Source organism: Streptomyces sp. NPDC059564, assembly GCF_042735575.1.
GTDB lineage: Bacteria > Actinomycetota > Actinomycetes > Streptomycetales > Streptomycetaceae > Streptomyces.
In genome coordinates this window covers 29245-52923 of the sequence record NZ_JBHWBP010000001.1, presented here as the reverse complement: position 1 = coordinate 52923, position 23679 = coordinate 29245, and the positions used below count along the sequence as shown (strand labels likewise).

General features: G+C 69.7%; 18 protein-coding genes. 10 read left to right on the top strand and 8 right to left on the bottom strand.

Translation table 11 applies throughout. The features are described from left to right. Positions 1-1464 carry a replicative DNA helicase gene (gene dnaB, locus ACFV0Q_RS00245; protein WP_384998263.1) on the bottom strand — a complete coding sequence of 488 codons (1464 nt, stop codon included), beginning with the start codon at positions 1462-1464 and terminating at the stop codon, positions 1-3. A gap of 451 nt (positions 1465-1915) precedes the next feature. On the opposite strand from dnaB, the gene ACFV0Q_RS00240 reads away from it, so the two are divergent. Further along, positions 1916-3253 carry an MATE family efflux transporter gene (locus ACFV0Q_RS00240; RefSeq protein WP_384997998.1) on the top strand — a complete coding sequence of 446 codons (1338 nt, stop codon included), beginning with the start codon at positions 1916-1918 and terminating at the stop codon, positions 3251-3253. A 133-nt stretch (positions 3254-3386) separates the two neighbouring features. On the opposite strand, the gene rplI is transcribed toward ACFV0Q_RS00240, so the two are convergent. The 4 genes from rplI to rpsF form a co-directional block, all read right to left on the bottom strand. Next, on the bottom strand, positions 3387-3833 hold the full coding sequence (gene rplI / locus ACFV0Q_RS00235) for a 50S ribosomal protein L9 (protein WP_384997995.1): 447 nt from the start codon (positions 3831-3833) through the stop codon (positions 3387-3389). A gap of 18 nt (positions 3834-3851) precedes the next feature. Further along, entirely contained in the window at positions 3852-4088 is a 237-nt protein-coding gene (rpsR, locus tag ACFV0Q_RS00230; RefSeq protein ID WP_005315025.1) for a 30S ribosomal protein S18, read from the bottom strand. A 43-nt stretch (positions 4089-4131) separates the two neighbouring features. After that, entirely contained in the window at positions 4132-4731 is a 600-nt protein-coding gene (locus tag ACFV0Q_RS00225; protein ID WP_384997992.1) for a single-stranded DNA-binding protein, read from the bottom strand. Positions 4732-4803: 72 nt separating this feature from the next. Continuing rightward, complete coding sequence (gene rpsF / locus ACFV0Q_RS00220; RefSeq protein ID WP_004950685.1) at positions 4804-5094, bottom strand: 30S ribosomal protein S6; 291 nt, start codon at positions 5092-5094, stop codon at positions 4804-4806. 253 nt (positions 5095-5347) lie between these two features. Here rpsF and ACFV0Q_RS00215 point away from each other — a divergent pair, with 253 nt between their 5' ends. From ACFV0Q_RS00215 to ACFV0Q_RS00205, 3 genes are all read left to right on the top strand, one after another. Next, complete coding sequence (locus ACFV0Q_RS00215; RefSeq protein WP_384997989.1) at positions 5348-5668, top strand: hypothetical protein; 321 nt, start codon at positions 5348-5350, stop codon at positions 5666-5668. Between the two features lie 132 nt (positions 5669-5800). Continuing rightward, positions 5801-6919: a peptidoglycan bridge formation glycyltransferase FemA/FemB family protein gene (locus ACFV0Q_RS00210; RefSeq protein ID WP_266575621.1), complete on the top strand. Its 1119-nt coding sequence runs from the start codon at positions 5801-5803 to the stop codon at positions 6917-6919. 64 nt (positions 6920-6983) lie between these two features. Further along, positions 6984-8015 (top strand): alanine racemase, encoded by a 1032-nt coding sequence (locus ACFV0Q_RS00205; RefSeq protein ID WP_384997986.1) that lies wholly within the window; start codon positions 6984-6986, stop codon positions 8013-8015. 10 nt (positions 8016-8025) lie between these two features. Here the strand turns inward: ACFV0Q_RS00205 and ACFV0Q_RS00200 are convergent, their stop codons facing one another. Both ACFV0Q_RS00200 and ACFV0Q_RS00195 read right to left on the bottom strand, forming a co-directional pair. After that, positions 8026-9504 carry a glycosyltransferase family 87 protein gene (locus ACFV0Q_RS00200; protein WP_384997983.1) on the bottom strand — a complete coding sequence of 493 codons (1479 nt, stop codon included), beginning with the start codon at positions 9502-9504 and terminating at the stop codon, positions 8026-8028. Between the two features lie 87 nt (positions 9505-9591). Beyond that, a complete protein-coding gene (locus ACFV0Q_RS00195) occupies positions 9592-12195 on the bottom strand; it encodes a transglycosylase domain-containing protein (RefSeq protein ID WP_384997980.1) in 2604 nt (867 codons plus the stop codon). A gap of 271 nt (positions 12196-12466) precedes the next feature. On the opposite strand from ACFV0Q_RS00195, the gene ACFV0Q_RS00190 reads away from it, so the two are divergent. The 3 genes from ACFV0Q_RS00190 (at position 12467) to ACFV0Q_RS00180 (ending at position 15577) form a co-directional block, all read left to right on the top strand. Then, positions 12467-13069: a helix-turn-helix transcriptional regulator gene (locus ACFV0Q_RS00190; RefSeq protein ID WP_384997977.1), complete on the top strand. Its 603-nt coding sequence runs from the start codon at positions 12467-12469 to the stop codon at positions 13067-13069. Between the two features lie 50 nt (positions 13070-13119). Next, entirely contained in the window at positions 13120-14202 is a 1083-nt protein-coding gene (locus ACFV0Q_RS00185; RefSeq protein WP_384997974.1) for an inositol-3-phosphate synthase, read from the top strand. 106 nt (positions 14203-14308) lie between these two features. Beyond that, the gene (locus tag ACFV0Q_RS00180; RefSeq protein ID WP_384997971.1) at positions 14309-15577 is read left to right on the top strand and encodes an MFS transporter; all 1269 of its coding nucleotides are present in this window, start codon (positions 14309-14311) and stop codon (positions 15575-15577) included. 63 nt (positions 15578-15640) lie between these two features. Here ACFV0Q_RS00180 and ACFV0Q_RS00175 read toward each other — a convergent pair whose 3' ends face one another. Continuing rightward, positions 15641-17143 (bottom strand): CCA tRNA nucleotidyltransferase, encoded by a 1503-nt coding sequence (locus tag ACFV0Q_RS00175; RefSeq protein ID WP_384997968.1) that lies wholly within the window; start codon positions 17141-17143, stop codon positions 15641-15643. A gap of 182 nt (positions 17144-17325) precedes the next feature. Here ACFV0Q_RS00175 and ACFV0Q_RS00170 point away from each other — a divergent pair, with 182 nt between their 5' ends. From ACFV0Q_RS00170 to ACFV0Q_RS00160, 3 genes are all read left to right on the top strand, one after another. Further along, the gene (locus ACFV0Q_RS00170) at positions 17326-19593 is read left to right on the top strand and encodes a DUF6049 family protein (RefSeq protein ID WP_384997965.1); all 2268 of its coding nucleotides are present in this window, start codon (positions 17326-17328) and stop codon (positions 19591-19593) included. Between the two features lie 46 nt (positions 19594-19639). Next, entirely contained in the window at positions 19640-21817 is a 2178-nt protein-coding gene (gene murJ, locus ACFV0Q_RS00165) for a murein biosynthesis integral membrane protein MurJ (protein ID WP_384997962.1), read from the top strand. Positions 21818-21943: 126 nt separating this feature from the next. Continuing rightward, the gene (locus ACFV0Q_RS00160; RefSeq protein WP_384997959.1) at positions 21944-23665 is read left to right on the top strand and encodes a protein kinase family protein; all 1722 of its coding nucleotides are present in this window, start codon (positions 21944-21946) and stop codon (positions 23663-23665) included. Positions 23666-23679 lie beyond the last annotated feature (14 nt).

Genomic DNA, 23679 nt, shown 5'->3' with positions numbered 1-23679 from the left:
CTACGTGTTGGCCATGTCCACGAACCGCGAATAATGGCCCTGGAAAGCCACGGTGATGGTGGCCGTCGGACCGTTACGGTGCTTGGCCACGATCAGGTCCGCCTCGCCGGCGCGGGGGGACTCCTTCTCGTAGGCGTCCTCGCGGTGCAGCAGGATCACCATGTCGGCGTCCTGCTCGATCGAGCCGGACTCACGCAGGTCGGAGACCATCGGCTTCTTGTCGGTGCGCTGCTCGGGACCACGGTTCAGCTGGGACAGCGCGATCACCGGCACCTCCAGCTCCTTGGCGAGGAGCTTGAGGTTTCGGGACATGTCCGAGACCTCCTGCTGACGGCTCTCGGGCCGGCGCGAGCCGCCCGACTGCATCAGCTGGAGGTAGTCGATGACGACGAGCGAGAGGTCGTTGCGCTGCTTGAGCCGACGGCACTTGGCGCGGATCTCCATCATCGACAGGTTGGGGGAGTCGTCGATGTACAGCGGGGCGGCCGAGACGTCGGGCATCCGGCGGGCGAGCCGGGTCCAGTCGTCGTCCGTCATGGTGCCCGAGCGCATGTGGTGCAGCGCCACCCGGGCCTCCGCCGAGAGCAGGCGCATCGCGATCTCGTTGCGGCCCATTTCGAGGGAGAAGATGACGCTGGGCAGGTTGCTCTTGATCGAGCAGGCGCGGGCGAAGTCCAGCGCGAGCGTCGACTTGCCCATGGCGGGACGGGCCGCGATGACGATCATCTGGCCCGGGTGCAGGCCGTTGGTGAGGGAATCGAGGTCCGTGAACCCGGTGGGCACGCCGGACATCTGCCCGGAGCGCGATCCGATGGCCTCGATCTCGTCGAGCGCGCCCTCCATGATGTCGCCGAGCGGGAGGTAGTCCTCGGAGGTCCGCTGCTCGGTGACGGCGTAGATCTCGGCCTGGGCACTGTTGACGATCTCGTCGACGTCGCCGTCCGCCGCGTATGCCATCTGCGTGATCTTCGTGCCGGCCGCGACCAGGCGGCGCAGGACGGCGCGCTCGTGGACGATCTCCGCGTAGTACTCGGCGTTCGCCGCCGTGGGCACGGACTGCACCAGGGTGTGCAGGTACGAGGCCCCGCCCACCTTGCTGATCTCGCCGCGCCGGGTGAGCTCCGCGCCGACCGTGATGGGGTCGGCCGGCTCGCCCTTGGCGTACAGGTCGAGGATGGCCTGGTAGATCGTCTCGTGCGAGGGCCGGTAGAAGTCGTGGCCCTTGAGGACCTCGACCACGTCCGCGATCGCGTCCTTGGACAGCAGCATGCCGCCGAGCACCGACTGCTCGGCATCGAGGTCCTGCGGGGGGACGCGCTCGAAGCCGCCTCCTCCGCCGTCCCAGGAGCCGCCCTCGCGGCCCCGGTCGTGCTGTTCGTCCCCGCGGCCGCGGCCTTCGCCGCCACGGCGCGAACGGGCGGGCAGACGGTCACTGGGACCGCTGTCGGCCCAGGGGTCGTCCATGGGCTCGGGCATGCTCACCGGGCCGCCTCCTCCCGTCCGCAACGCGGACCTCGCCGTGTCACTCTTTCTACGACACGGCTCTGACATTAGGGGCACCCGAATCGGCTCTCGGCGCGTCGGGCAACGCACAACGGTAGAGCCGTCGGCGACGTCAGCCAATCTTGTTATCCACAGGCTGTGTGGATGAGATGTGGACGACGGACCCAATGCTGTGGGTAACTCGCCCGAAGCTGTGCACGGACCGGGGGACGGCGCTGTGGACAAAATCACCAACCCCACCCCCGCGCCTCGCTGACCTGCGATTTCTTCTTCCGCAGGCTGTGGGGAAGAAAAATATTGGCCACTGTCTCAAGATCGCCTCCAACGGGGTGCGGAGAACTCCCAAGTCAGCACCACCGTAAGGATCCATTGACCCTTGCGTCTATTACCTGTGGAAGATTAGATTGTGCAGATGACCCAGGCCCCCACCGCCGCGAAGGCTGCCCCGAAACGGCACGACCGCGAGATACTCACGCTCGCCGTCCCCGCCTTCGGCGCCCTCGTCGCAGAGCCCCTCTTCGTGATGGCCGACAGCGCCATCGTGGGACACCTGGGCACCCCCCAGCTGGCCGGCCTCGGCATCGCCGCCGCCCTGCTCACCACCGCCGTCAGCGTCTTCGTCTTCCTCGCCTACGCCACCACCGCGGCCGTCGCCCGACAGGTCGGCGCGGGCGACCTCCAGGCCGCCATCCGGCAGGGGATGGACGGCATCTGGCTCGCCCTGCTGCTCGGCGCGGCCGTCGTCACCGTGGTCCTGCCCGCCGCGCCCTGGCTGGTCTCCCTCTTCGGCACCTCGGACACCGTCGCCCCGTACGCGGTGACGTATCTGCGGATCTCCGCGCTCGGCATCCCGGCCATGCTCATGGTGCTCGCAGCCACCGGCGTCATACGCGGCCTCCAGGACACCCGGACACCGCTCTACGTGGCCATCGGCGGCTTCGCCCTCAACGGCGCCCTGAACGTGACCCTGGTCTACGGCGCGGGCCTCGGCATCGCCGGCTCCGCCTGGGGCACGGTCATCGCCCAGTGCGCCATGGCCGCCGCGTACCTCGTCGTGGTCGTCCGCGGAGCCCGGCGCCACCACGCCTCCCTGCGGCCGGACCCGACCGGCATACGGGCCTGCGCCCAGGCGGGCGTGCCGCTGCTGGTCCGCACCCTGTCCCTGCGCGCCATCCTGATGATCGCGACCGCCGTGGCCGCCCGGCTGGGGGACGCCGACATCGCCGCCCACCAGATCGTGCTGTCCTTGTGGAGCCTGCTCGCCTTCGCCCTGGACGCCATCGCGATCGCCGGCCAGGCCATCATCGGCCGCTACCTCGGCGCCGGGGACACCGAAGGCGCGAGGGCCGTCTGCCGCCGCATGGTCCAGTGGGGCATCGCCGCGGGCCTCGTCCTCGGCCTGCTGGTCACGCTGGCCCGCCCGGTGTTCATCCCGCTCTTCACCAGTGACCCGGCCGTCGAGAACGCCCTGCTGCCCGCCCTGCTCGTCGTGGCCCTGGCCCAGCCGGTCTGCGGGATCGTCTTCGTCCTGGACGGAGTGCTCATGGGCGCCGGTGACGGCCCCTACCTGGCCCGGGCCATGCTCGTGACCCTCGCCGTCTTCGTACCGGTCGCCCTGCTCGTCCCGGCCCTCGGCGGTGGTCTGACCACCCTCTGGTGGGCCATGACCCTGATGATGCTGGTCCGGATGGTCACCCTTCAGCTCCGGGCCCGCTCGGGCCGGTGGCTGGTCGCGGGAGCCACCCGCTGACGTTTCACGTGAAACATCGCCCACGTTTCACGTGAAACGACACGCGCCAGCCGTGTTTCACGTGAAACACCTCTTCACCCGGAAACGACGAAGGGCCGCACCCCAGCGGGGTGCGGCCCTTCATGCGCTGCCCTTAGGCGGCGACGACCTCGATGCCCACGTTCGCGACCACGTCGGCGTGCAGACGCACGGAGACCTGGTAGGAACCGAGGGTCTTGATCGGGGAGCCCAGCTCCACGCGACGCTTGTCGACCTTCGGGCCACCGGACGCCTCGATCGCCGTGGCGATGTCGGCCGGGGTGACGGAACCGAAGAGACGGCCGGCGTCACCCGCGCGGGTGGCCAGACGGACCTTCACACCCTCGAGCTTGGCCTTGAACTCGTTGGCCTGCTCGATGGTCGCGATCTCGTGGATCTTGCGGGCGCGGCGGATCTGCGCCACGTCCTTCTCGCCACCCTTGGTCCAGCGAATCGCGAAGTTCCGCGGGACCAGGTAGTTGCGAGCGTATCCGTCCTTGACGTCGACGACATCGCCGGCGGCACCGAGGCCAGAAACCTCGTGGGTCAGGATGATCTTCATTAGTCGGTCACCCTTTCCTTATCGCGCGGTGGACGTGTAGGGCAGCAGCGCCATCTCACGGCTGTTCTTGACGGCCGTGGCGACGTCACGCTGGTGCTGCGTGCAGTTGCCGGTAACGCGGCGGGCACGGATCTTGCCGCGGTCGGAAATGAACTTCCGCAGCATGTTCGTGTCCTTGTAGTCCACGTACGCGGTCTTGTCCTTGCAGAAAGCGCAGACCTTCTTCTTAGGCTTGCGCACAGGCGGCTTCGCCATTGTGTCTCTCCTGTGAAATCAAGAAGTGGGGGTGCGAGCTGCCCTAGAAGGGCGGCTCGTCCGAGTAGCCACCGCCGGAGCCGCCGGAGCTTCCGCCCCAGCCGCCACCGCCGCCGCCCTGCTGCTGCTGGCCGCCGGCCGGCGCGCTGGACGCCCACGGGTCGTCGGAGGGAGCTCCGCCGCCCTGAGGGGCGCCGCCGCTGGGGGTTCCGCCCCAGTTGCCGCCGCCGCCACCCTGCTGCTGACCGCCGCCGCCGTACCCACCCTGGCCACCGCGACCGCTGGTCTTGGCGACCTTGGCCGTGGCGCTCTTCAGGCTGGGGCCGACTTCCTCGACGTCCAGCTCGTAGACCGTGCGCTTGACACCCTCACGGTCCTCGTACGACCGCTGCTTCAGCCGGCCCTGCACGATGACGCGCATGCCCCGCTGAAGGGACTCGGCGACGTTCTCCGCCGCCTGACGCCAGACCGAGCAGGTCAGGAACAGGCCTTCGCCGTCCTTCCACTCATTGGTCTGCTTGTCGAAGATGCGGGGAGTGGACGCGACACGGAACTTCGCGACCGCCGCACCCGAGGGGGTGAAGCGCAGCTCGGGGTCGTCGACGAGATTGCCGACGACCGTGATGACGGTCTCGCCTGCCATGGATGAACCTCTCGGCGGGGATTGCTGCTGGGCTGCTGTGCTACTCGGTCCCGATTACCGCTGAACCGAAGTTCAGTGGGTCTCGGGGCGAAGGACCTTGGTCCGGAGAACCGACTCGTTCAGGTTCATCTGTCGGTCAAGCTCCTTGACGACCGCAGGCTCGGCCTGAAGGTCGATGACCGAGTAGATGCCCTCGGGCTTCTTCTTGATCTCGTAAGCGAGACGACGACGGCCCCAGGTGTCGACCTTCTCGACCTTTCCGTTGCCCTCACGGACGACGGAGAGGAAGTTCTCGATCAGCGGGGAGACAGCGCGCTCCTCGAGATCGGGGTCGAGGATGACCATCACTTCGTAGTGACGCATGTGGAACCCACCTCCTTTGGACTCAGCGGCCACGGTCGATCCGTGGCAGGAGGGTCGTGATGCGTATCGCACGGCGTCCGAGAGCAGACACCGCGCAGACCGTACAGACTACCCCGTCGACTCCTTCCGGTTGAAATCCGCCGGGAGAGGGCCACAATCTGTAGGCACCAGGTGTGCTCGGTGCTATGCCCTCCGGCACCTGCCGGAGGCGGCCCCGCAGCACCGCTCTGCTGCAGCCAGGAGGTGCCTTCCGATGGCACAGGCAATGCGTGGCCAGTCCTCCCAGCCGATCTCCCTGCTCTCGACCGACGGCAAGCCCCACCCGCTCCAGGACACCCTGATGGCGGTCACCCTGATCCTCGGCGCCGTGGCGTTCGTCACTGCGTTCTTCCACAACCTGCACCTGCTCAGCTCGTGGACCGGGCTGGTCGGCATCGTGACCGGGCTGTACGGACAGTTCGTCTCGGTCACGACACGCGAGCGCTTCGCACTGATCATCGGCCTTGGCGCGTCTGCCATCGGCTTCTTCATCGGCATGTTCCACGGCGGCCTCTTCGGCGGCTGGCTGGGCTGACCGGGGGACCTCCGCGACGGGGCGCCGGCCTCACACCGGCCCGGGCTACGGCCCGTCCCCCAGATGGGTGGCGCCCCTGTCGCAGTAGGCTTCGCGCCATAGCCAGCGAAGCCGCCGGAGGAGACACCCCGCATGAGCCTGTCCCTGAGCACCATCAGCCGAGAGCAGCATCTGGCCTACCTCCAGAGCCTGCCCTCGGCTAGCCACTGCCAGGTCCCGGCATGGGCCGACGTCAAGAACGAGTGGCGCTCGGAGAACCTCGGCTGGTTCAACCAGTCCGGCGAACTCGTCGGCGCCGCGCTCGTGTTGTACCGGCAGCTGCCCAAGGTGAAGCGGTACCTCGCGTACCTTCCCGAGGGCCCGGTCATCAACTGGTTCGCCCCGAATCTGGAGGAATGGCTCCAGCCGATGCTGGCCCACCTCAAGCAGCAGGGCGCCTTCACCGTGAAGATGGGCCCGCCCGTCGTCATCCGCCGCTGGAACTCCGCCGCCATCAAGGCCGGCATCCAGGACCCGGACGTCAAGCGCCTGCGCGACGTGGAGGCCTCGGTCATCGAGCCCCGCGCCTTCGAGGTCTCCGACAAGCTGCGCCGCATGGGCTGGCAGCAGGCCGAGGACGGCGGCGCCGGCTTCGGCGACGTCCAGCCCCGCTACGTCTTCCAGGTGCCGCTGGCCAACCGTTCGCTGGACGACGTCCTCAAGGGCTTCAACCAGCTGTGGCGCCGCAACATCAAGAAGGCCGAGAAGGCCGGCGTCGAGGTGGTCCAGGGCGGCTACGAGGACCTGCCGACCTGGCAGCACCTGTACGAGATCACGGCCGAGCGCGACAAGTTCCGCCCGCGCCCGCTCAGTTACTTCCAGCGCCAGTGGACGGCCCTCAACTCCGAGGACCCCAACCGGATGCGGCTGTACATCGCGAAGCACGAAGGGGAGCCGCTGGCCGCCGCCACGATGCTCACCGTCGGCCAGCACGTCTGGTACTCGTACGGCGCCTCCGCCAACCACAAGCGCGAGGTCCGGCCCTCGAACGCGATGCAGTGGCGCATGCTGCGCGACTCGTACGCGCTCGGCGCCAGCGTCTACGACCTGCGCGGCATCAGCGACACGCTGGACGAGAACGACCACCTGTTCGGCCTGATCCAGTTCAAGGTCGGCACGGGCGGCGAGGCGGTCGAGTACGTCGGCGAGTGGGACTTCCCGCTCAACAAGATGCTGCACAAGGCGCTCGACATCTACATGTCCCGCCGCTGACGCTCCCCACCCACACACCGCACCGCTGCACCACGCAGCTTTTCCAGAGAGGTTCCGGACGGGCATGGCGCTCACGCTCTACGTCGACACCGCGCGCTGGCGTGCGCACCAGAAGCAGATCACCGATCAGTTCCCCGGACTGATCCCGGTCTGCAAGGGCAACGGCTACGGCTTCGGCCACGAGCGGCTGTGCGAGGAGGCGACCCGGATGGGCGCCGACATCCTGGCCGTCGGGACCACGTACGAGGCCGCCAGCATCAAGGACTGGTTCGGCGGCGACCTGCTGGTCCTCACCCCGTTCCGGCGGGGCGAGGAGCCGGTGCCGCTGCCCGACCGGGTCATCCGTTCGGTCTCGTCGCTGGACGGGGTCCGCGGGCTGGTCGGCGCCCGCGTGGTCATCGAGTGCATGAGCTCGATGCGCCGCCACGGCATCTCCGAGCAGGACCTGGGCCAGCTCCAGTCGGCGATCGAGGACGTACGGCTGGAGGGCTTCGCCCTGCACCTGCCCCTGGACCGCCCGGACGGCTCCGACGCCGTCGAGGAGGTCATCGGCTGGATGGACCGGCTGCGCGCGGCCCGGCTGCCGCTGCACACCATGTTCGTCAGCCACCTGCGGGCCGAGGAGCTGGCGCGGCTCCAGCAGCAGTTCCCGCAGACCCGCTTCCGGGCCCGGATCGGCACCCGGCTGTGGCTGGGCGACCACGACGCGACCCAGTACCGGGGCGCCGTCCTGGACGTCACGCGCGTGGCCAAGGGCGACCGCTTCGGCTACCGGCAGCAGAAGGCCGCCTCGGACGGCTGGCTGGTCGTCGTCGCGGGCGGCACCTCGCACGGCGTGGGCCTGGAGGCCCCCAAGGCCCTGCACGGGGTGATGCCGCGTGCCAAGGGCGTCGCCCGGGCGGGCCTGGCCACCGTCAACCGGAACCTGTCGCCCTTCGTCTGGGCGGGCAAGCAGCGCTGGTTCGCTGAGCCGCCGCACATGCAGGTGTCGATCCTGTTCGTGCCGTCGGACTCGCCCGAGCCCAGGGTCGGCGACGAGCTGGTGGCGCACCTGCGGCACACCACCACCCAGTTCGACCGGGTGCTCGACGCCTGATCCCCACGCGTCAGTGCCGGGGCTCCGTGCCCCAGTCGACCCGCTGTCCCTCCGAAGGCGCCGCGTACCGCGGCGCCTTCGCCCTGTCCGACAGCACGAACACGTCCTCGGCCCCGTCCAGGACGCCTCCGGAGGGGTCGTCCGAGCCGTCCTGCCGTACGACGTCCCGCTCGGGCAGCAGGATGTCGCGTACGACGACGGCGCACAGGTAGAGCGTGGCCAGCAGGTGGGCGGCGATGGCCACCTGGTAGCCCTCCACCGGCAGGCCCTGGTGCTTGTCCCCACTGGTCGTGTAGGCGAGGTAGAACCAGATCCCGAGGAAGTACGCGATCTCGCCGGCCTGCCAGATCAGGAAGTCCCGCCAGCGCGGCCGGGCCAGCGCGGCCAGCGGGATGAGCCACAGCACGTACTGCGGCGAGTAGACCTTGTTCGCGAGGATGAACGCGGCGACCACCAGGAAGGCCAGCTGGGCGAAGCGGGGCCGCCGCGGGGCCGTCAGCGCGAGCAGCCCGATGGCCAGGCACAGCAGCAGGGTCAGCCCGGTCGCGTACGCGTTGGCGCCCTCCAGGGGGTTCCCGGTGCGCTGGGAGATCAGCAGCCACACGGAGCCGAAGTCGATGGGCCGCTCCTGGCTGAACACGTAGAACCGCTTCCAGCCGTCCCAGGCGACGTACATGACCGGGACGTTCACCACGAGCCAGGCGACGGCGGCGCCCAGGGCGGCGGCACCGAACGCGCGCCACTTCCCGGCCCGCCAGCAGAGCACGAACAGCACCCCGAGCAGCAGCACCGGGTAGAGCTTGGCCGCGGTCGCCAGGCCGATGAAGACACCGGCGAGCAGCGGACGGCCGCGTGACCACATCAGCATCGCCACGGCCGCCAGGGCGACGGCCGGCAGGTCCCAGTTGATGGTCGCGTTGAGCGCGAGGGCCGGGGCCAGGGCGAAGAGCAGGGCGTCCCAGGGCCTGCGGCGGTGGGTGCGGGCGACGCACACGGCGATGACGGCCGCGCAGGCCATCAGCATGCCGGCGTTGACCATCCAGTACATCTGCTCGCGGTGCTGGATGGTGCCGGACGAGGGCGTCAGCCAGGCGGCGATCTGCATGAAGGCGCCGGTGAGCACCGGGTACTCCAGGTACTGCATGCCGCCGTACTTCGGGTCGGCGTCGGGGAACCGGTCGGCGTAGGGCACGAGGCCGTCGGCGAACCCGCGGGCGGAGTACAGGTGCGGGATGTCGGAGTAGCAGGCGTGCGTGTACTGCGAGCCGGCTCCGCGGAACCACGCCCAGTCGTAGCAGGGCACCTTCTGGGCCATGCCGAGCGCGAACATGCCGATGGCCACGAGGACCACGACGCGGACCGGTCCCAGCCAGTGGCCGCCCAGCCGGGCGCGGCGGCCGATGGGGCCGCCGATGAGCTCGCTCCCGGCGGCGGCGACCTCGTCCTCCCGGGTGGGCAGTACGGGCCGCTCCTCGTGCACCTTGGTCATGCGCTCATCCTGCCGTACGGGGCCGGACGCGCGGGAGGGCCGCCGCACGGGGTGCGACGGCCCTCTCGTCTGCGGGGCGGGCGGGGATCAGCCTCCGGCGCCCATGCTGGTGCCCCAGCTGGTCATTCCGCCGGGCCTGCCGGGCCTGCCGGTGTTGCTCGGGGAGGGCTCTCCGGTGGTGCCTCCGGCGGGAAGTCCGCCGCCGTTGGACCCGTTGCCGCCGTTGCTCGTGCCGCCGGTCGTCGGGTCGCAGTAGATCTTCCACGGCTTGCAGGTCGGCTTGCCACCGTCGGAGGGGGACGGGGAGACCATCGACGGGGAGGTCGACGGGGAGGTCGAGGGCGAGACCGACGGCGAGGGGGCCGCCGGGGGCGTGGGCTTCGGGGCGCCGGCCGCGTCCGCGACGACGCCGATGTCCTCCGCCTCCGGGAACTCCTTGGCCGGGGTGCCCTTGAGGGCCTCGCGCATGTACTCGGTCCAGATCACGGCCGGGATGTCACCACCGTGGATCGAGTCGACTCCGCCCACGTGGTTCATGGACAGCAGCTTGCGGTCCTTGCCCTTGGCGTTCGGGTCGTTGCGGAACAGGGTCACCGAGGTGGACAGCTGCGGGGTGTAGCCGACGAACCAGGCCGACTTGTTCAGGTCGGTGGTGCCGGTCTTGCCCGCGGCGGGACGGCCGAGCTTCTTCGCCTTGGTGCCGGTGCCGTTCTCGACGACGTTCTCGAGCACCTTGGTGATGTTGTTCGCGACGGCGTCGTCCATGGCCCGGGCCTCCTTGGGAGGTCCGAAGCCGGGCAGGGTCTTGCCGTCCTTCTGGACCGTCTGCACCGAGTAGGGCTCGCGGTGCGTGCCGGAGGCGGCGAAGGTGGCGTACGAGTCGGCCATCCGGATGGCGCTCGGAGTGGAGGTGCCGAGGGCGAAGGAGGCGTTGTCGTTCGCGTCCATCGACTCTTCGAGGATGCCGGTGGACTTCGCGACCGAGCGGACCTTGCTGTGGCCGACGTCGAAGACGAGCTGGGCGAACGGCACGTTGATCGACTGCCGCATCGCCTCGTTGAGGGTCACGTAGCCGTGGGCCTCGGGGCTCTCGTTCTTCTGCTGGAAGGGGTCGCCGTTCTTGTCGAGGAGCGGCTTGCCCTCCCGGTTGTTGATCACCGTGAGGTCGTCGGCGTTGTACTTGCTGTCGATCGAGATGCCCGAACCCTTGGAGTTCTGGGTGCCGTATTCCAGGGCCGCGGCCAGGACGTACGGCTTCCAGGTCGAGCCGACCGGGACGCCGGAGGTGTTGGCGTTGTTGGTGAAGTGCTTCTGGTCGAAGCCGGGGCCGCCGTACAGGGCCACGATCGCTCCGGACTTCACGTCCACCGAGGCGGCGCCGAACTGGACGAAGGTGTCGTACTCGGGGCGCTTCTTCTCGTCGAGGAAGTCGTTGCGGGTGTCCTCGACCGCCTTCACGAGGGCGTCCACCCTGGGCTTCTCGAAGGTGGTGCGGATCGTGTACCCGCCGAGCGCCATCTTCTCCGCGCTGATGTCGCCGGTCTTCATGACGTACGACTTGGCCACGTCGACCAGGTAGCCGATCTGTCCCGTCAGGCCGCGGCCCTGCGCCAGGTCGACCCGCTCGGGGAAGTCCTTGTACTTGTCCCGCTCGGACTGCTCCATCCGGCCGACCGCGACCTCCCGGTCGAGGACCCAGGCCCAGCGGGCCCGCGCCCGCTTCTCGTTGGCCTCGGGGGTCGCCGCGGAGCCGGCGCCACCGTCCGGGTTGTACAGGTTGGGGCCCTTGAGCATGGAGGCGAGGAAGGCGCTCTCGGACGGGTTGAGGTCCTTGGCGTCCTTGCCGAAGTAGGCGCGCGCGGCGGCCTGGATGCCGTAGGCGTCCCGGCCGTAGTAGGCGGTGTTCAGGTAGCCCGCGAGGACCGTGTTCTTCTCCTCGGACACACCGAGCTTGATCGAGATGAAGAGCTCGGTGACCTTGCGCTTCAGGGTCTGCTCGGAGTCCAGGTACATGTTCTTCACGTACTGCTGGGTGATCGTCGAGCCGCCCTGGGTGGAGCCGCCGGTAGCCATGTTGACCACGGCGCGGGCGATGCCCATCGGGTCGACGCCCTTGTCGGTCTCGAAGGACTCGTTCTCCGCGGCGATCACGGCATTCCGCATCGATACGGGAATCTGGTCGATCTGCACGATCTGGCGGTTCGTGGAGCCGCCCGTCGCGACCATCTGGGAGCCGTCGGCCCACTCGTAGACGTTGTTCTGGGCCTGGGCGGCCTTGTTCGGGTCGGGCGTGCCCACGCTGGCGATGCCGATGCCCGCACCCGCGACGATGACCGCGAAGAAGCCGAGGGCCGTGCCTCCGACCAGCTTCCAGGAGGGGACGAAGCGCTTCCAGCCCTCCTTCTCGGCGCGCGGGTAGTTGATGAGCCCGCCGCCCTTTCCGCCCTTGCCCCCCTTGCCACCTGCGCGGCCGCGGCCTGCGGCTCCTCGCTGGGCGGACCGGCGGGCGTCGGCGCGGCTGGCGGGCGCGGACTGCCCCGCGTGCGGTCCGCCGGGCGAGGCGGAGGGTGAGGCGGTGGGCACGTCGCGCCCGGGGCCGGAGCCCCGGGCGGGGCGCTGCTGGGCAGCCCGGCGGGAGGCGGCGCGGCCGCCACCTTGGGACTGCGGCGGTTTGCGGCGGTGCTCGCTCATCGAACGACTACTCCTCGGGCAGGCGAGTGGCCTGGAAGCGGCAGATGATTCCGGTTACCCCGGAGTCTTGCCCGCACAGACTACGCACGGTCAAAACCCGACCAGTGCCGAAGTTCACCCCAAATCAGGCAACTTGCGTCGTACGAATTGGTGATGTGACGCCGGTCACCACGTCACCCCTTGTCGGCGGCGGCAGCCCGTTCTATCGTCTGGATGTATCGAGCCGATACATCAGCTCGGCATAAACTCAGAAGCAGAGAGGGGCAGGCGAATGAGCAGGCGCTCAGGCATCCTCGAGTTCGCCGTCCTCGGCCTGCTTCGCGAATCCCCCATGCACGGTTACGAGCTGCGCAAGCGGCTCAACACCTCGCTGGGGGTCTTCAGGGCGTTCAGCTACGGGACCCTCTATCCCTGCCTCAAGACGCTGGTCGCCAACGGCTGGTTGATCGAGGAACCGGGCAACGCCCCGGAGGACGCCGTCGCCGCTTCACTCGCAGGGCGCCGCGCGAAGATCGTCTACCGGTTGACGGCCGCGGGTAAGGAGCACTTCGAAGAGCTCCTCTCCCACACCGGCCCGGACACCTGGGAGGACGAGTCCTTCGCCGCCCGCTTCGCCTTCTTCGGCCAGACCGAACGAGAGGTGCGGATGCGCGTGCTGGAGGGCCGCCGCAGCCGGCTGGAGGAGCGTCTGGAGAAGATGCGCGCCTCCCTCGCCCGCACACGGGAGCGCCTCGACGACTACACGCTTGAGCTGCAGCGCCACGGAATGGAATCCGTGGAGCGTGAAGTGCGCTGGCTGAACGAGCTCATCGAGAGCGAGCGGGCGGGACGGGATCAGAGACGACCCGGTCCGTCCGACGAAACTGCAAAGTGAGGCCTGCATCTCGCAGGCCTCGTTCCGAGAACAAACAGGGAGCAACCGGAATGGGTTCGGTTCGCGTAGCCATCGTCGGCGTGGGCAACTGCGCCGCCTCGCTGGTGCAGGGCGTCGAGTACTACAAGGACGCCGACCCGGCGGCCAAGGTCCCCGGTCTGATGCACGTCCAGTTCGGCGACTACCACGTGCGTGACATCGAGTTCGTCGCCGCGTTCGACGTCGACGCGAAGAAGGTCGGCCTCGACCTTTCGGACGCCATCGGCGCCAGCGAGAACAACACCATCAAGATCTGCGACGTCCCGAACACGGGCGTGACCGTTCAGCGCGGCCACACCCTGGACGGCCTGGGCAAGTACTACCGCCTGACCATCGAGGAGTCCGCCGAGGCTCCGGTCGACGTGGTGCAGATCCTCAAGGACCGTCAGGTCGACGTCCTGATCTGCTACCTCCCCGTCGGTTCCGAGGCCGCGGCGAAGTTCTACGCCCAGTGCGCCATCGACGCCAAGGTCGCCTTCGTCAACGCCCTCCCGGTCTTCATCGCCGGCACCAAGGAGTGGGCTGACAAGTTCACCGAGGCCGGTGTCCCGATCGTCGGCGACGACATCAAGTCCCAGGTCGGCGCCACCATCACGCACCGCGTGATGGCGAAGCTGTTCGAAGACCGCGGTGTCCGTCTCGAGCGCACCATGCAGCTCAACGTCGGCGGCAACATGGACTTCAAGAACATGCTCGAGCGTGACCGCCTCGAGTCGAAGAAGATCTCCAAGACGCAGGCCGTCACCTCGCAGATCCCCGACCGTGAGCTCGGCGAGAAGAACGTCCACATCGGCCCGTCCGACTACGTCGCGTGGCTCGACGACCGCAAGTGGGCGTACGTCCGCCTCGAGGGCCGCGCGTTCGGCGACGTCCCGCTGAACCTCGAGTACAAGCTCGAGGTGTGGGACTCCCCGAACTCCGCCGGTGTCATCATCGACGCCCTGCGCGCCGCGAAGATCGCCAAGGACCGCGGTATCGGTGGCCCGATCCTGTCGGCCTCCAGCTACTTCATGAAGTCCCCGCCGGTGCAGTACTTCGACGACGAGGCGTACGCCAACGTCGAGAAGTTCATCAAGGGCGAGGTCGAGCGCTAGCCGAACCCAAGGGTCCTCAAGGACACCTGGTCTTCGACTGTTCTTCCGCCGAGGGTCCCCGGGCAAATGTGCCCGGGGACCCTCGGCGTGTGTGACCCTTGCCCACATGCCTGTCGTACGTGATCTGCGCGTACTCCTGCGCCTGCGGGACTTCCGCAACCTGCTCGCCGTACGGCTGCTCTCCCAGGCCGCCGACGGGGTCTACCAGGTGGCTCTCGCCACCTACGTGGTCTTCTCCCCGGAGAAGCAGACCTCGCCCGCGGCCATCGCCTCGGCCATGGCCGTGCTGCTGCTGCCCTACTCGGTGATCGGCCCCTTCGCGGGGGTGCTCCTGGACCGGTGGCGGCGCCGGCAGGTCTTCCTGTACGGCAACCTGCTGCGCGCCTTCCTGGCCTGTCTGACGGGGGTGCTGATCGTCGCGCACGTGCCCGACTGGCTGTTCTACGCCTCGGCCCTGTCCGTGACCGCCGTCAACCGCTTCGTGCTGGCCGGTCTCTCCGCCTCCCTGCCCCGGGTCGTCGGTGCCGGTCAGCTGGTCACCGCGAACGCCCTCTCGCCGACCGCCGGGACCCTGGCGGCCACCGCCGGAGGAGGGCTCGCCTTCGTCGTACGGCTGCTCGTCTCCGACTCGAACGCCCTGGTCGTGCTGATCGGCGCCGCCCTCTACCTGTGTGCGGCGCTCGCCGCCCTGCGGCTGGCCATCGGGCTCCTCGGCCCCGACCACCCTCCGGACCGCGTACACCCGTCGGTCGCCCAAGGCGTCGTCCTCACCGTGCGGGGCATGATCGCCGGCCTCAGGCACCTGGCGGCCCGGCGCGAGGCCGCCCAGGCGCTGACCGCGATGACCCTGATGCGGTTCTGCTACGGGGCCCTCTTCGTCATGCTGCTGATGCTCTGCCGCTACTCCTGGTCGGACAACGAGTCCGACGGGCTCGCGCTGCTGGGCATGGCGATCGGGGTCTCCGGTGCCGGCTTCTTCGCGGCCGCCGTGGTCACGCCCTGGCTCGTAGGCCGGCTGGGCACCCGGGGATGGATCGCCGCCTGCGCGGCCGGCGCCGCCGTCCTGGTCCCGGCGCTGGGTCTGGCCTTCACCCCCGCGCCGATGCTCGCCGCCGCCTTCGTCCTCGGCCTCGCCACCCAGGGAGCCAAGATCTCCACCGACACCGTCGTCCAGTCGCAGGTGGACGACGACTTCCGCGGCCGGGTCTTCTCCGTGTACGACGTCCTGGTCAACGTGGCCTTCGTCGGGGCTGCCGCCGTGGCCGCCCTGATGCTGCCAGCCGACGGCCGGTCCGCCACGCTGATCATGAGCGTGGCGGTCCTCTACGCCGCCACGGCACTGCTCATGTGGCGGCGAGGGCGATGTTTCACGTGAAACATCGCCCCGAGCGGTTGTTCCGGCCCACGCGATGTTTCACGTGAAACATCGCGACGCGCGTCAGGCCTTCGGAGCCTCGGTGGCCTGGGTGGCCTGGGTGGCCTGGGTGGCCCACCACTCCTTGAGGGCCGCCACCGCAGCGTCGTTGCCCATCGGGCCGTTCTCCAGCCGCAGCTCCATCAGGAAGGCGTAGGCCTTGCCCACCATCGGGCCCGGACCGATCTCCAGTACCCGCTGGATCTCGTTGCCGTCCAGGTCAGGGCGGATCGCGTCCAGCTCCTCCTGCTCCTGGAGCTGAGCGATCCGCTCCTCCAGACCGTCATAGGTCCGGGAGAGGGCGTTGGCCTTGCGCTTGTTGCGCGTGGTGCAGTCCGACCGGGTCAGCTTGTGCAGCCGCTCCAGCAGCGGGCCCGCGTCGCGCACGTAGCGCCGCACCGCCGAGTCGGTCCACTCCCCGTCCCCGTAGCCGTGGAAGCGCAGGTGCAGCTCCACCAGCCGGGACACCTCCTTGACCATGTCGTTCGAGTACTTCAGCGCGGTCATGCGCTTCTTGGTCATCTTCGCGCCCACCACCTCGTGGTGGTGGAAGGAGACCCGGCCGTCGCTCTCGAAACGGCGGGTGCGGGGCTTGCCGATGTCGTGCAGCAGGGCCGCCAGCCGCAGGACGAGGTCGGGGCCGTCCTCCTCCAGCGCGATCGCCTGCTCCAGCACGATCAGCGAGTGGTCGTAGACGTCCTTGTGCCGGTGGTGCTCGTCACTCTCCAGCCGCAGCGCCGGGAGCTCGGGCAGCACCCGGTCCGCGAGGCCGGTGTCCACCAGCAGTCCGAGGCCCTTGCGGGGGTGCGCCGACAGCAGCAGCTTGTTCAGCTCCCCCTGGACCCGCTCCGCCGAGACGATCTCGATCCGGTCGGACATGGCCTTCATGGCGGCGACGACCTCGGGGGCCACCTCGAAGTCCAGCTGCGCGGCGAACCGGGCCGCGCGCAGCATGCGCAGCGGGTCGTCGGAGAAGGAGTCCTCCGGAGTGCCCGGGGTCCGCAGCACACCGGCGGCCAGGTCCTCCAGGCCACCGTGCGGGTCGACGAACTCCTGCTCCGGCAGGGCCAGGGCCATGGCGTTGACGGTGAAGTCACGCCGGACCAGGTCCTCCTCGATCGAGTCGCCGTAGGAGACCTCGGGCTTGCGCGAGGTGCGGTCGTACGCCTCGGAACGGTACGTCGTCACCTCGATCTGGAAGCTCCGAACAGCGTCTCCGGCGCGGGCGCTCTTCTGCGCGCCGACGGTGCCGAAGGCGATGCCGACGTCCCACACCGAGTCGGCCCACGGCCGGATGATCTTCAGGACGTCCTCGGGACGCGCGTCGGTGGTGAAGTCGAGATCGTTGCCGAGACGCCCCAGCAGCGCGTCGCGGACGGACCCGCCGACCAGGGCGAGGCGGAAGCCCGCCTCCTGGAAACGGCGGCCGAGCTCGTCGGCGACAGGGGCGACCCGCAGCAGTTCACTGACCGCGCGGCGCTGCACCTGACTCAGGGCACTGGGGGTGTCTTCATTGGCGTTCGGCACAACAGAAAAGGGTACGTGGCCCGCCCGGCATGGGCTTCCCCGTTTCTCACACCGCCCCCACCTGCGGCAACGAGCCGGACCGATCATGTGGAGCAAGGCGCGGCACTCACGCACAGCGCGCCTCGTTACCATGCGTGGACGCAGAAACGACGACCACTGACACTTCGAGGACGGGCGGGCGCGTGGCCGAGGCGGCAGATATCCAGGGGGCAGCTCCCGCCCCTGCCCGGCGCCGATGGCTGCGGCGGGCGGTCGTCCTGCTCACCGGGACGCCGGTACTGGCCGCCCTGATCTACGCCCCCGCCCCACCGGCCGAGGCCGCCGACAGCCCCGTGGACGTCCAGCTGACCCAGGTGTCCCCCAGCGCTCCGGTCAAGAGCGACACGCTCACGATCACGGGCACGGTGGTCAACAACGGCCGCGAGACGATCAAGGGCGCCCACGTCGGACTGCGGGTCGGGCCCATGCTCGGGGACCGCTCTTCCATCGGTGAGGTGGCGGACCGCAAGGGCTTCCGGCCCGGCGTGGACCCGGGGGAGATCGACTCCGCCTTCGCCGTGAAGATCGACTCCCTGCCCTCGAAGGTCGACCAGCCCTTCGAGATCAAGGTCCCCGTCAACAAGCTGGACCTGGGCGCGGACGGCGTCTACCAGCTCGGCGTCTCCCTGTCCGGCGTGACCGACAGCCGCCCGTCCGAACAGGTCCTCGGCATCCAGCGGACCTTCCTGCCGTGGCAGCCGGACCCGGCCGCGAAGCGGTCCTCCCTCACCTACGTCTGGCCGCTGATCTCCACCACCCGCGTCACCGCGGAGACCGGCTCGGACGAGGTCCAGACCCCCGTCTTCCTCGACGACTCCCTCGCCGACGAGCTGCGGCCGGGCGGCCGCCTGGAGCGGATGGTCTCCCTCGGCAAGGACCTCCCGGTCACCTGGGTCATCGACCCCGACCTGCTCACCACCGTCGACGCCATGACCAAGGGCTACCGGGTCCGCGGCTCCGACCCCGACGGCAAGCCCGTGCCGGGCAGGAACAAGGCCGTGGCCGAGCAGTGGCTCAGCGCCCTGGAGAACGCCGTCCAGGGCAAGAAGGTCGTCGCGCTGCCCTTCGCCGACCCCGACATCGCCTCCCTCGCCCACCACGGCAAGGACGTCTCGGGGAGCCTCGGCCAGCTGCGCCCCGCCACCGACAAGGCGAAGCAGGCCGTCGAGACGGTTCTCCACGTCACGCCGTCCACCGACTTCTCGTGGCCGGTGGACGGCGCCATCGACCCGTCGATCGTCAACGTCGCCACCTCGGCCGGCGCGCACAACGTCCTGACCCGCAGCGACAGCCTCCAGGAGACGGGCGCCCTCGGGTACACCCCGTCCGCCGCCCGCCCCATCGGCGCGGGCACCACCGCCGTCGTCGCCGACGCCGAGCTGTCCACCGCCTTCGACGGCGACATGACCCGCGCCGGGAACTCCACGCTGGCCGTCCAGCAGTTCCTCGCCCACAGCCTCGCCCTGAACCTGCAGGGCAGCGAAGAGCCGCGCAGCTACGTGGTCACGCCCCAGCGCCGGCCCTCCGCCACCCAGGTGGATTCGATGGCCACCGCCCTGCGCGGCCTCCAGGCGGCACGCTGGACCCAGCCCTCCGACCTGGAGGCGGCCGCCGCCGCCAAGCCCGACCCGGGCGCCGCGACCCAGGTACCGGGCGCGGGCCAGTACCCCGAGGCGCTGAGCAAGCAGGAACTGCCGGTGGCGGCGTTCGAGCAGATCCGTACGACGCAGAACACCCTCGACCACTTCAAGGTCATCCTCACGGCGCCGGACCGTGTCGAGATCCCCTTCGGGAACACCACCAACCGGGAGATGTCGACCACCTGGCGCGGCCGCGACGACGATGCCCGCCGCTACCGGGACCAGGTCCAGGAGTACCTGATCGGGCTGACCGACAAGGTCAAGGTCGTCCCCAAGTCCGACGCCACGCTCTCCGGCCACAGCGCGACCATCCCGGTCAGTGTCCAGAACAGCCTCGTCCAGGACGTCCACAACCTCGTGCTGCGGGTGAAGTCCGCCAATCCCACCCGTCTGATGTTCAGCGGCGACGGTGAGGCGGAGCAGGAGGTCACGGTCCAGGGCGGCCACAGCCAGACGGTAAAGTTCAGCGCCAACGCCACTGCGAGCGGTCCCGTCGAGGTCACCGCACGGCTGTTCACCAAGGACGGCGTGCCCTACGGCAAGGAACGAAAGTTCACCGTAGAGGCAACAGAGATCACCCCCACCGTCATGCTCGTCATCGCCGGCGGTGTTCTCCTGCTGGTCCTGGCAGGCATCAAGATGTACGCCAGCCGCAAGCGCGTCGCCGCACGCGCGGCCACCGAGGACAGCACGCAGCCGAGTGACGAGTCCCCGGACACCGAACCGCAAAGCGGGGAGGGGTCCGGCACGGGTGAGACAGTGGACCGTTGAGCGATGCCGTGGCCGGTCGGCCTGGGGACGATGAGGTGGGGTTGCGATGAACGCGCCGTACGACGGTGACCGCGCGCAGGGCACTGGCGGGCCGACGCCCTCCCAGGGCACTGCCCCGGGCGCTCCGGTGCCCGGGCAGGTTCCCGCGCCCGCGCCCGCGCCGGACCACGACCCGTATGTCCAGGACGCCTACGACTACGACCCGTACCGGGCGCAGGACCTGTCGGCCCAGGACCCGGTCGCCGAGGTCCTCTACGACCGGGCCTCGCACCCCCCGCCGCCGCCCGGCACCTACCAGGAGCCCGGTCCGCTCTACGCGGCCCCGCAGGGCCCCTCGCACGGCCCCGATCCGCGTGTCTGGGCCCAGACCCCGCCGCCCGAGCCCGACGGCGCCTCCCGCCACCTGCCGTACGGCGACCACGCGACGACGACGCAGTTCGTCGGTGTGGACTCGCTCGTGACGAACGCGGCGGAGGAGCGGCCCGAGCCCGACGCCTTCACGCACCTCTACCGGGACCAGCAGGCGGCCCCCGGCGCCCCGGCGGAGGAGGCGCCCGTCGCCGCGCCCGCGCCCACCAAGCCCGCCGGGCGGGCGTCCAGCCTGCTGAAGTCCAGCGCCCTGATGGCGGCCGGCACGATCGTCTCCCGCATCACCGGCTTCGCCCGCACCCTGGTGATCGCCGGCGCGATCGGTGTCACCACCCTGAACGACAGCTACCAGGTCGCCAACACCCTGCCGACGATGATCTACGTGCTGGTCGGCGGCGGCGCCCTCAACGCGGTGTTCATCCCGCAGCTCGTCCGCGCGATGAAGAACGACGACGACGGCGGTGAGGCCTACGCCAACCGCCTGCTGACGCTGGTCGTCGTGCTGTTGGGCGCGGTCACCACGATCTGTGTCCTCGCCGCCCCGCTGTTCATCGGCATGATGTCGCAGAAGATCGCCGACGATCCGCAGCGGCTCGACGTGGCCGTCGCCTTCGCCCACTACTGCCTGCCCACGATGTTCTTCATGGGCATCCACGTGGTCCTCGGTCAGATCCTCAACGCCCGCGGCCGGTTCGGCGCGATGATGTGGACCCCGGTCCTCAACAACATCATCGTCATCACCACCTTCGGCGCCTTCATCTGGGCCTTCGGCGGATTCACCACCACGGGCGTGTCCGAGCAGAGCATCACCCCCGAGGGCGTCCGCCTGCTGGGCATCGGCACCCTGCTCGGCCTCGTGGTCCAGTCCCTGGCGATGCTCCCCTACCTGCGCGACGCCGGCTTCAAGATGCGCCTGCGCTTCGACTGGAAGGGCCACGGCCTCGGCAAGGCCGCCGGACTGGCCAAGTGGACCTTCTTCTTCGTCCTCGCCAACCAGGTCGGCCTCGTCGTCGTCACCCAGCTCGCCACCTGGGCGGGCGAGGTCGCCGACAAGCAGGGTCACGGCGGTACCGGCATCACCGGCTACAACTACGCCCTGCTGCTCTGGCAGATGCCGCAGGCCATCATCACCGTCTCCGTCATGACGGCGGTCCTGCCGCGCATCTCCCGCTCCGCGCACGACGGGGACGCCGCGGCAGTCCGCGACGACATCTCCTACGGACTGCGCACCTCGGCCGTCGCGATCGTGCCCTGCGCCTTCGCCTTCCTGGCCCTGGGCGTCCCGATGGCGACCCTGCTGTACGCCAGCACCGGCGCCGACGACGCCACCAACATCGGCTTCATCCTGATGGCCTTCGGCCTCGGTCTGATCCCGTACTCCGTCCAGTACGTGGTCCTGCGCGGGTTCTACGCCTACGAGGACACCCGGACCCCCTTCTACAACACCGTCATCGTCGCGGCCGTCAACGCCGGCGTCTCCGCCCTCGCCTTCTTCGTGCTCCCCGCGCGTTGGGCCGTCGTCGGCATGGCCGCCGCCTACGGACTCGGCTACGCCGTCGGTGTCGGCATCGCCTGGCGGCGCCTGAAGAAGCGTCTGGGCGGCGACCTCGACGGCGCACACGTGATGCGGACCTACACGCGTCTGATCGGCGCCTGCGTACCGGCCGCCGTCGTGGCCGGCGCCGTCGCCTACGCCATCACCCAGTGGCTCGGCAGCGGAGCCGCCGGTTCCCTCGCCGCCCTCGTCGGCGGCGGCATCGCACTGGGTGCGGTCTTCCTCATCGCCGCGAAGCGGATGAGGATCGAAGAGCTCAACGCGATGGTCGGAATGGTCCGCGGACGTCTGGGTCGCTGATGCGGACACCCGCTCACGGAACGGACCCCGATCGCGTGTCGTGCGGAGGGCCGGACTGTGGGCACAATTGGCATGGCTTCGCAGACTGGCCGACAGCGCGCAACGGATGGGGAGGCAGGGACGACGGTGGCGGAACGTAGCACGGCTGCCGTCGACGTGGCCGACAACAGCGGCGACGAGCCGCTGACCGCAGATGCGGTCAAGGCCACGGCCGACGGGGCGGACACCCAGAACGGACGAGCCTCGGACGGACCCATGCCCGAGAAGGACGGCGAACGCAGAAGCACGGCACCCGCGGCCGCGCCCGATCTGCACAGCGGCCACAAGCTCGCGAGGCGCTACCGGCTCGAGGAGTGCGTCACCCGTCTGGACGGATTCAGCAGCTGGCGGGCGATGGACGAGAAGCTCCGCCGCGCGGTGGGCGTCCACCTCCTCCCCGCCGACCATCCCCGGGCCCGCTCCGTGCTGGCCGCCGCCCGTTCCTCCGCCCTGCTCGGCGACCCCCGGTTCGTCCAGGTCCTCGACGCCGTGGAGGAGAACGACCTCGTCTACGTCGTCCACGAGTGGCTGCCTGACGCCACCGAGCTCACCGCCATCCTCGCGGCCGACGCGCTGGAGCCCCACGAGGCCTACCAGCTGGTCAGCCAGGTCTCCCAGGCCATGGCCGCCGCCCACCGCGAGGGTCTGGCCCACCTGCGCCTGACGCCGAGCGCGATACTGCGGACCTCCACGGGTCAGTACCGGATCCGCGGCCTCGCCGTGAACGCCGCCCTGCGCGGCATCACCACCGAGACCCCGCAGCGGGCCGACACCGAGGCCATCGGCGCCCTGCTGTACGCCGCCCTCACCCAGCGCTGGCCGTACGAGAACGACGCCTACGGCCTCAGCGGCCTGCCCAAGGGCGTCGGCCTGCTCGCTCCCGACCAGGTCCGCGCCGGTGTCCACCGGGGCCTGGGGGAGCTCGCCATGCGCGCCCTCGCCAACGACGGAGCCACCGCGTCCCGCCAGGAGCCCGCCTGCACCACCCCGGAGGAGCTCTCCAAGGCCGTCGCCGCGATGCCGCGCATCCGGCCGCCGGAGCCCGCTTTCACCGCCCCTCCGGAGTACCAGCACACCACGTACCAGCAGGGCAGCTACGGCCGGCCCGCGCACATCGGCGCGCCGACCGCGATGACGTCCTCGGTCGTCCCGCCGCCGCCCCCGCTGCAGAGCCGGACGGGCCGCGCGCTCAAGTGGGGCGTCGCCGCCCTGCTGATCGCCGCCCTCGGCCTGGGCAGCTGGCAGCTCGCCGACACCCTCCTGAACCACAGCAAGCAGGGCACCGGCGACACCACGCAGACCCAGCAGCAGAAGACGGACGACACCCCGGAGAAGAAGGACCCCGTTCCGCTCGCCATCAAGGGAGCCGAGGAGTACTACCCGGACGGCAAGCCGCAGAACGCCGACGGGGTCGGCAAGTCGTACGACGGGGACGCCTCCACCTACTGGAAGACCGCGAGCTACAACCAGGGCCCGAAGCTGCAGATCACGTCCGGCGTCGGGATCATCTACGACCTCGGCGCCGAGCACGAGGTCAGTGCCGCCTCGGTGAAGCTGAGGTTCGCGGGGGACCACACCAGCGTGGCCCTGTACGCGGCGGAATCCATGCAGCCGAAGAACTCGGTCGACGGCATGAAGAAGATCGCGGACGCGACGACCAAGGACAACGCGGTGGACCTGACCGCTGAGACACCGGTCAAGACGCGGTACGTACTCCTGTGGATGACCGCCGTGCCGTACGCTCCGTACGCCGACTTCAGCAAAGAGGGCTACAAGCAGGGCATCTCGGACGTGAAGTTCAAGGGCTGACGCACGCCAGGGGG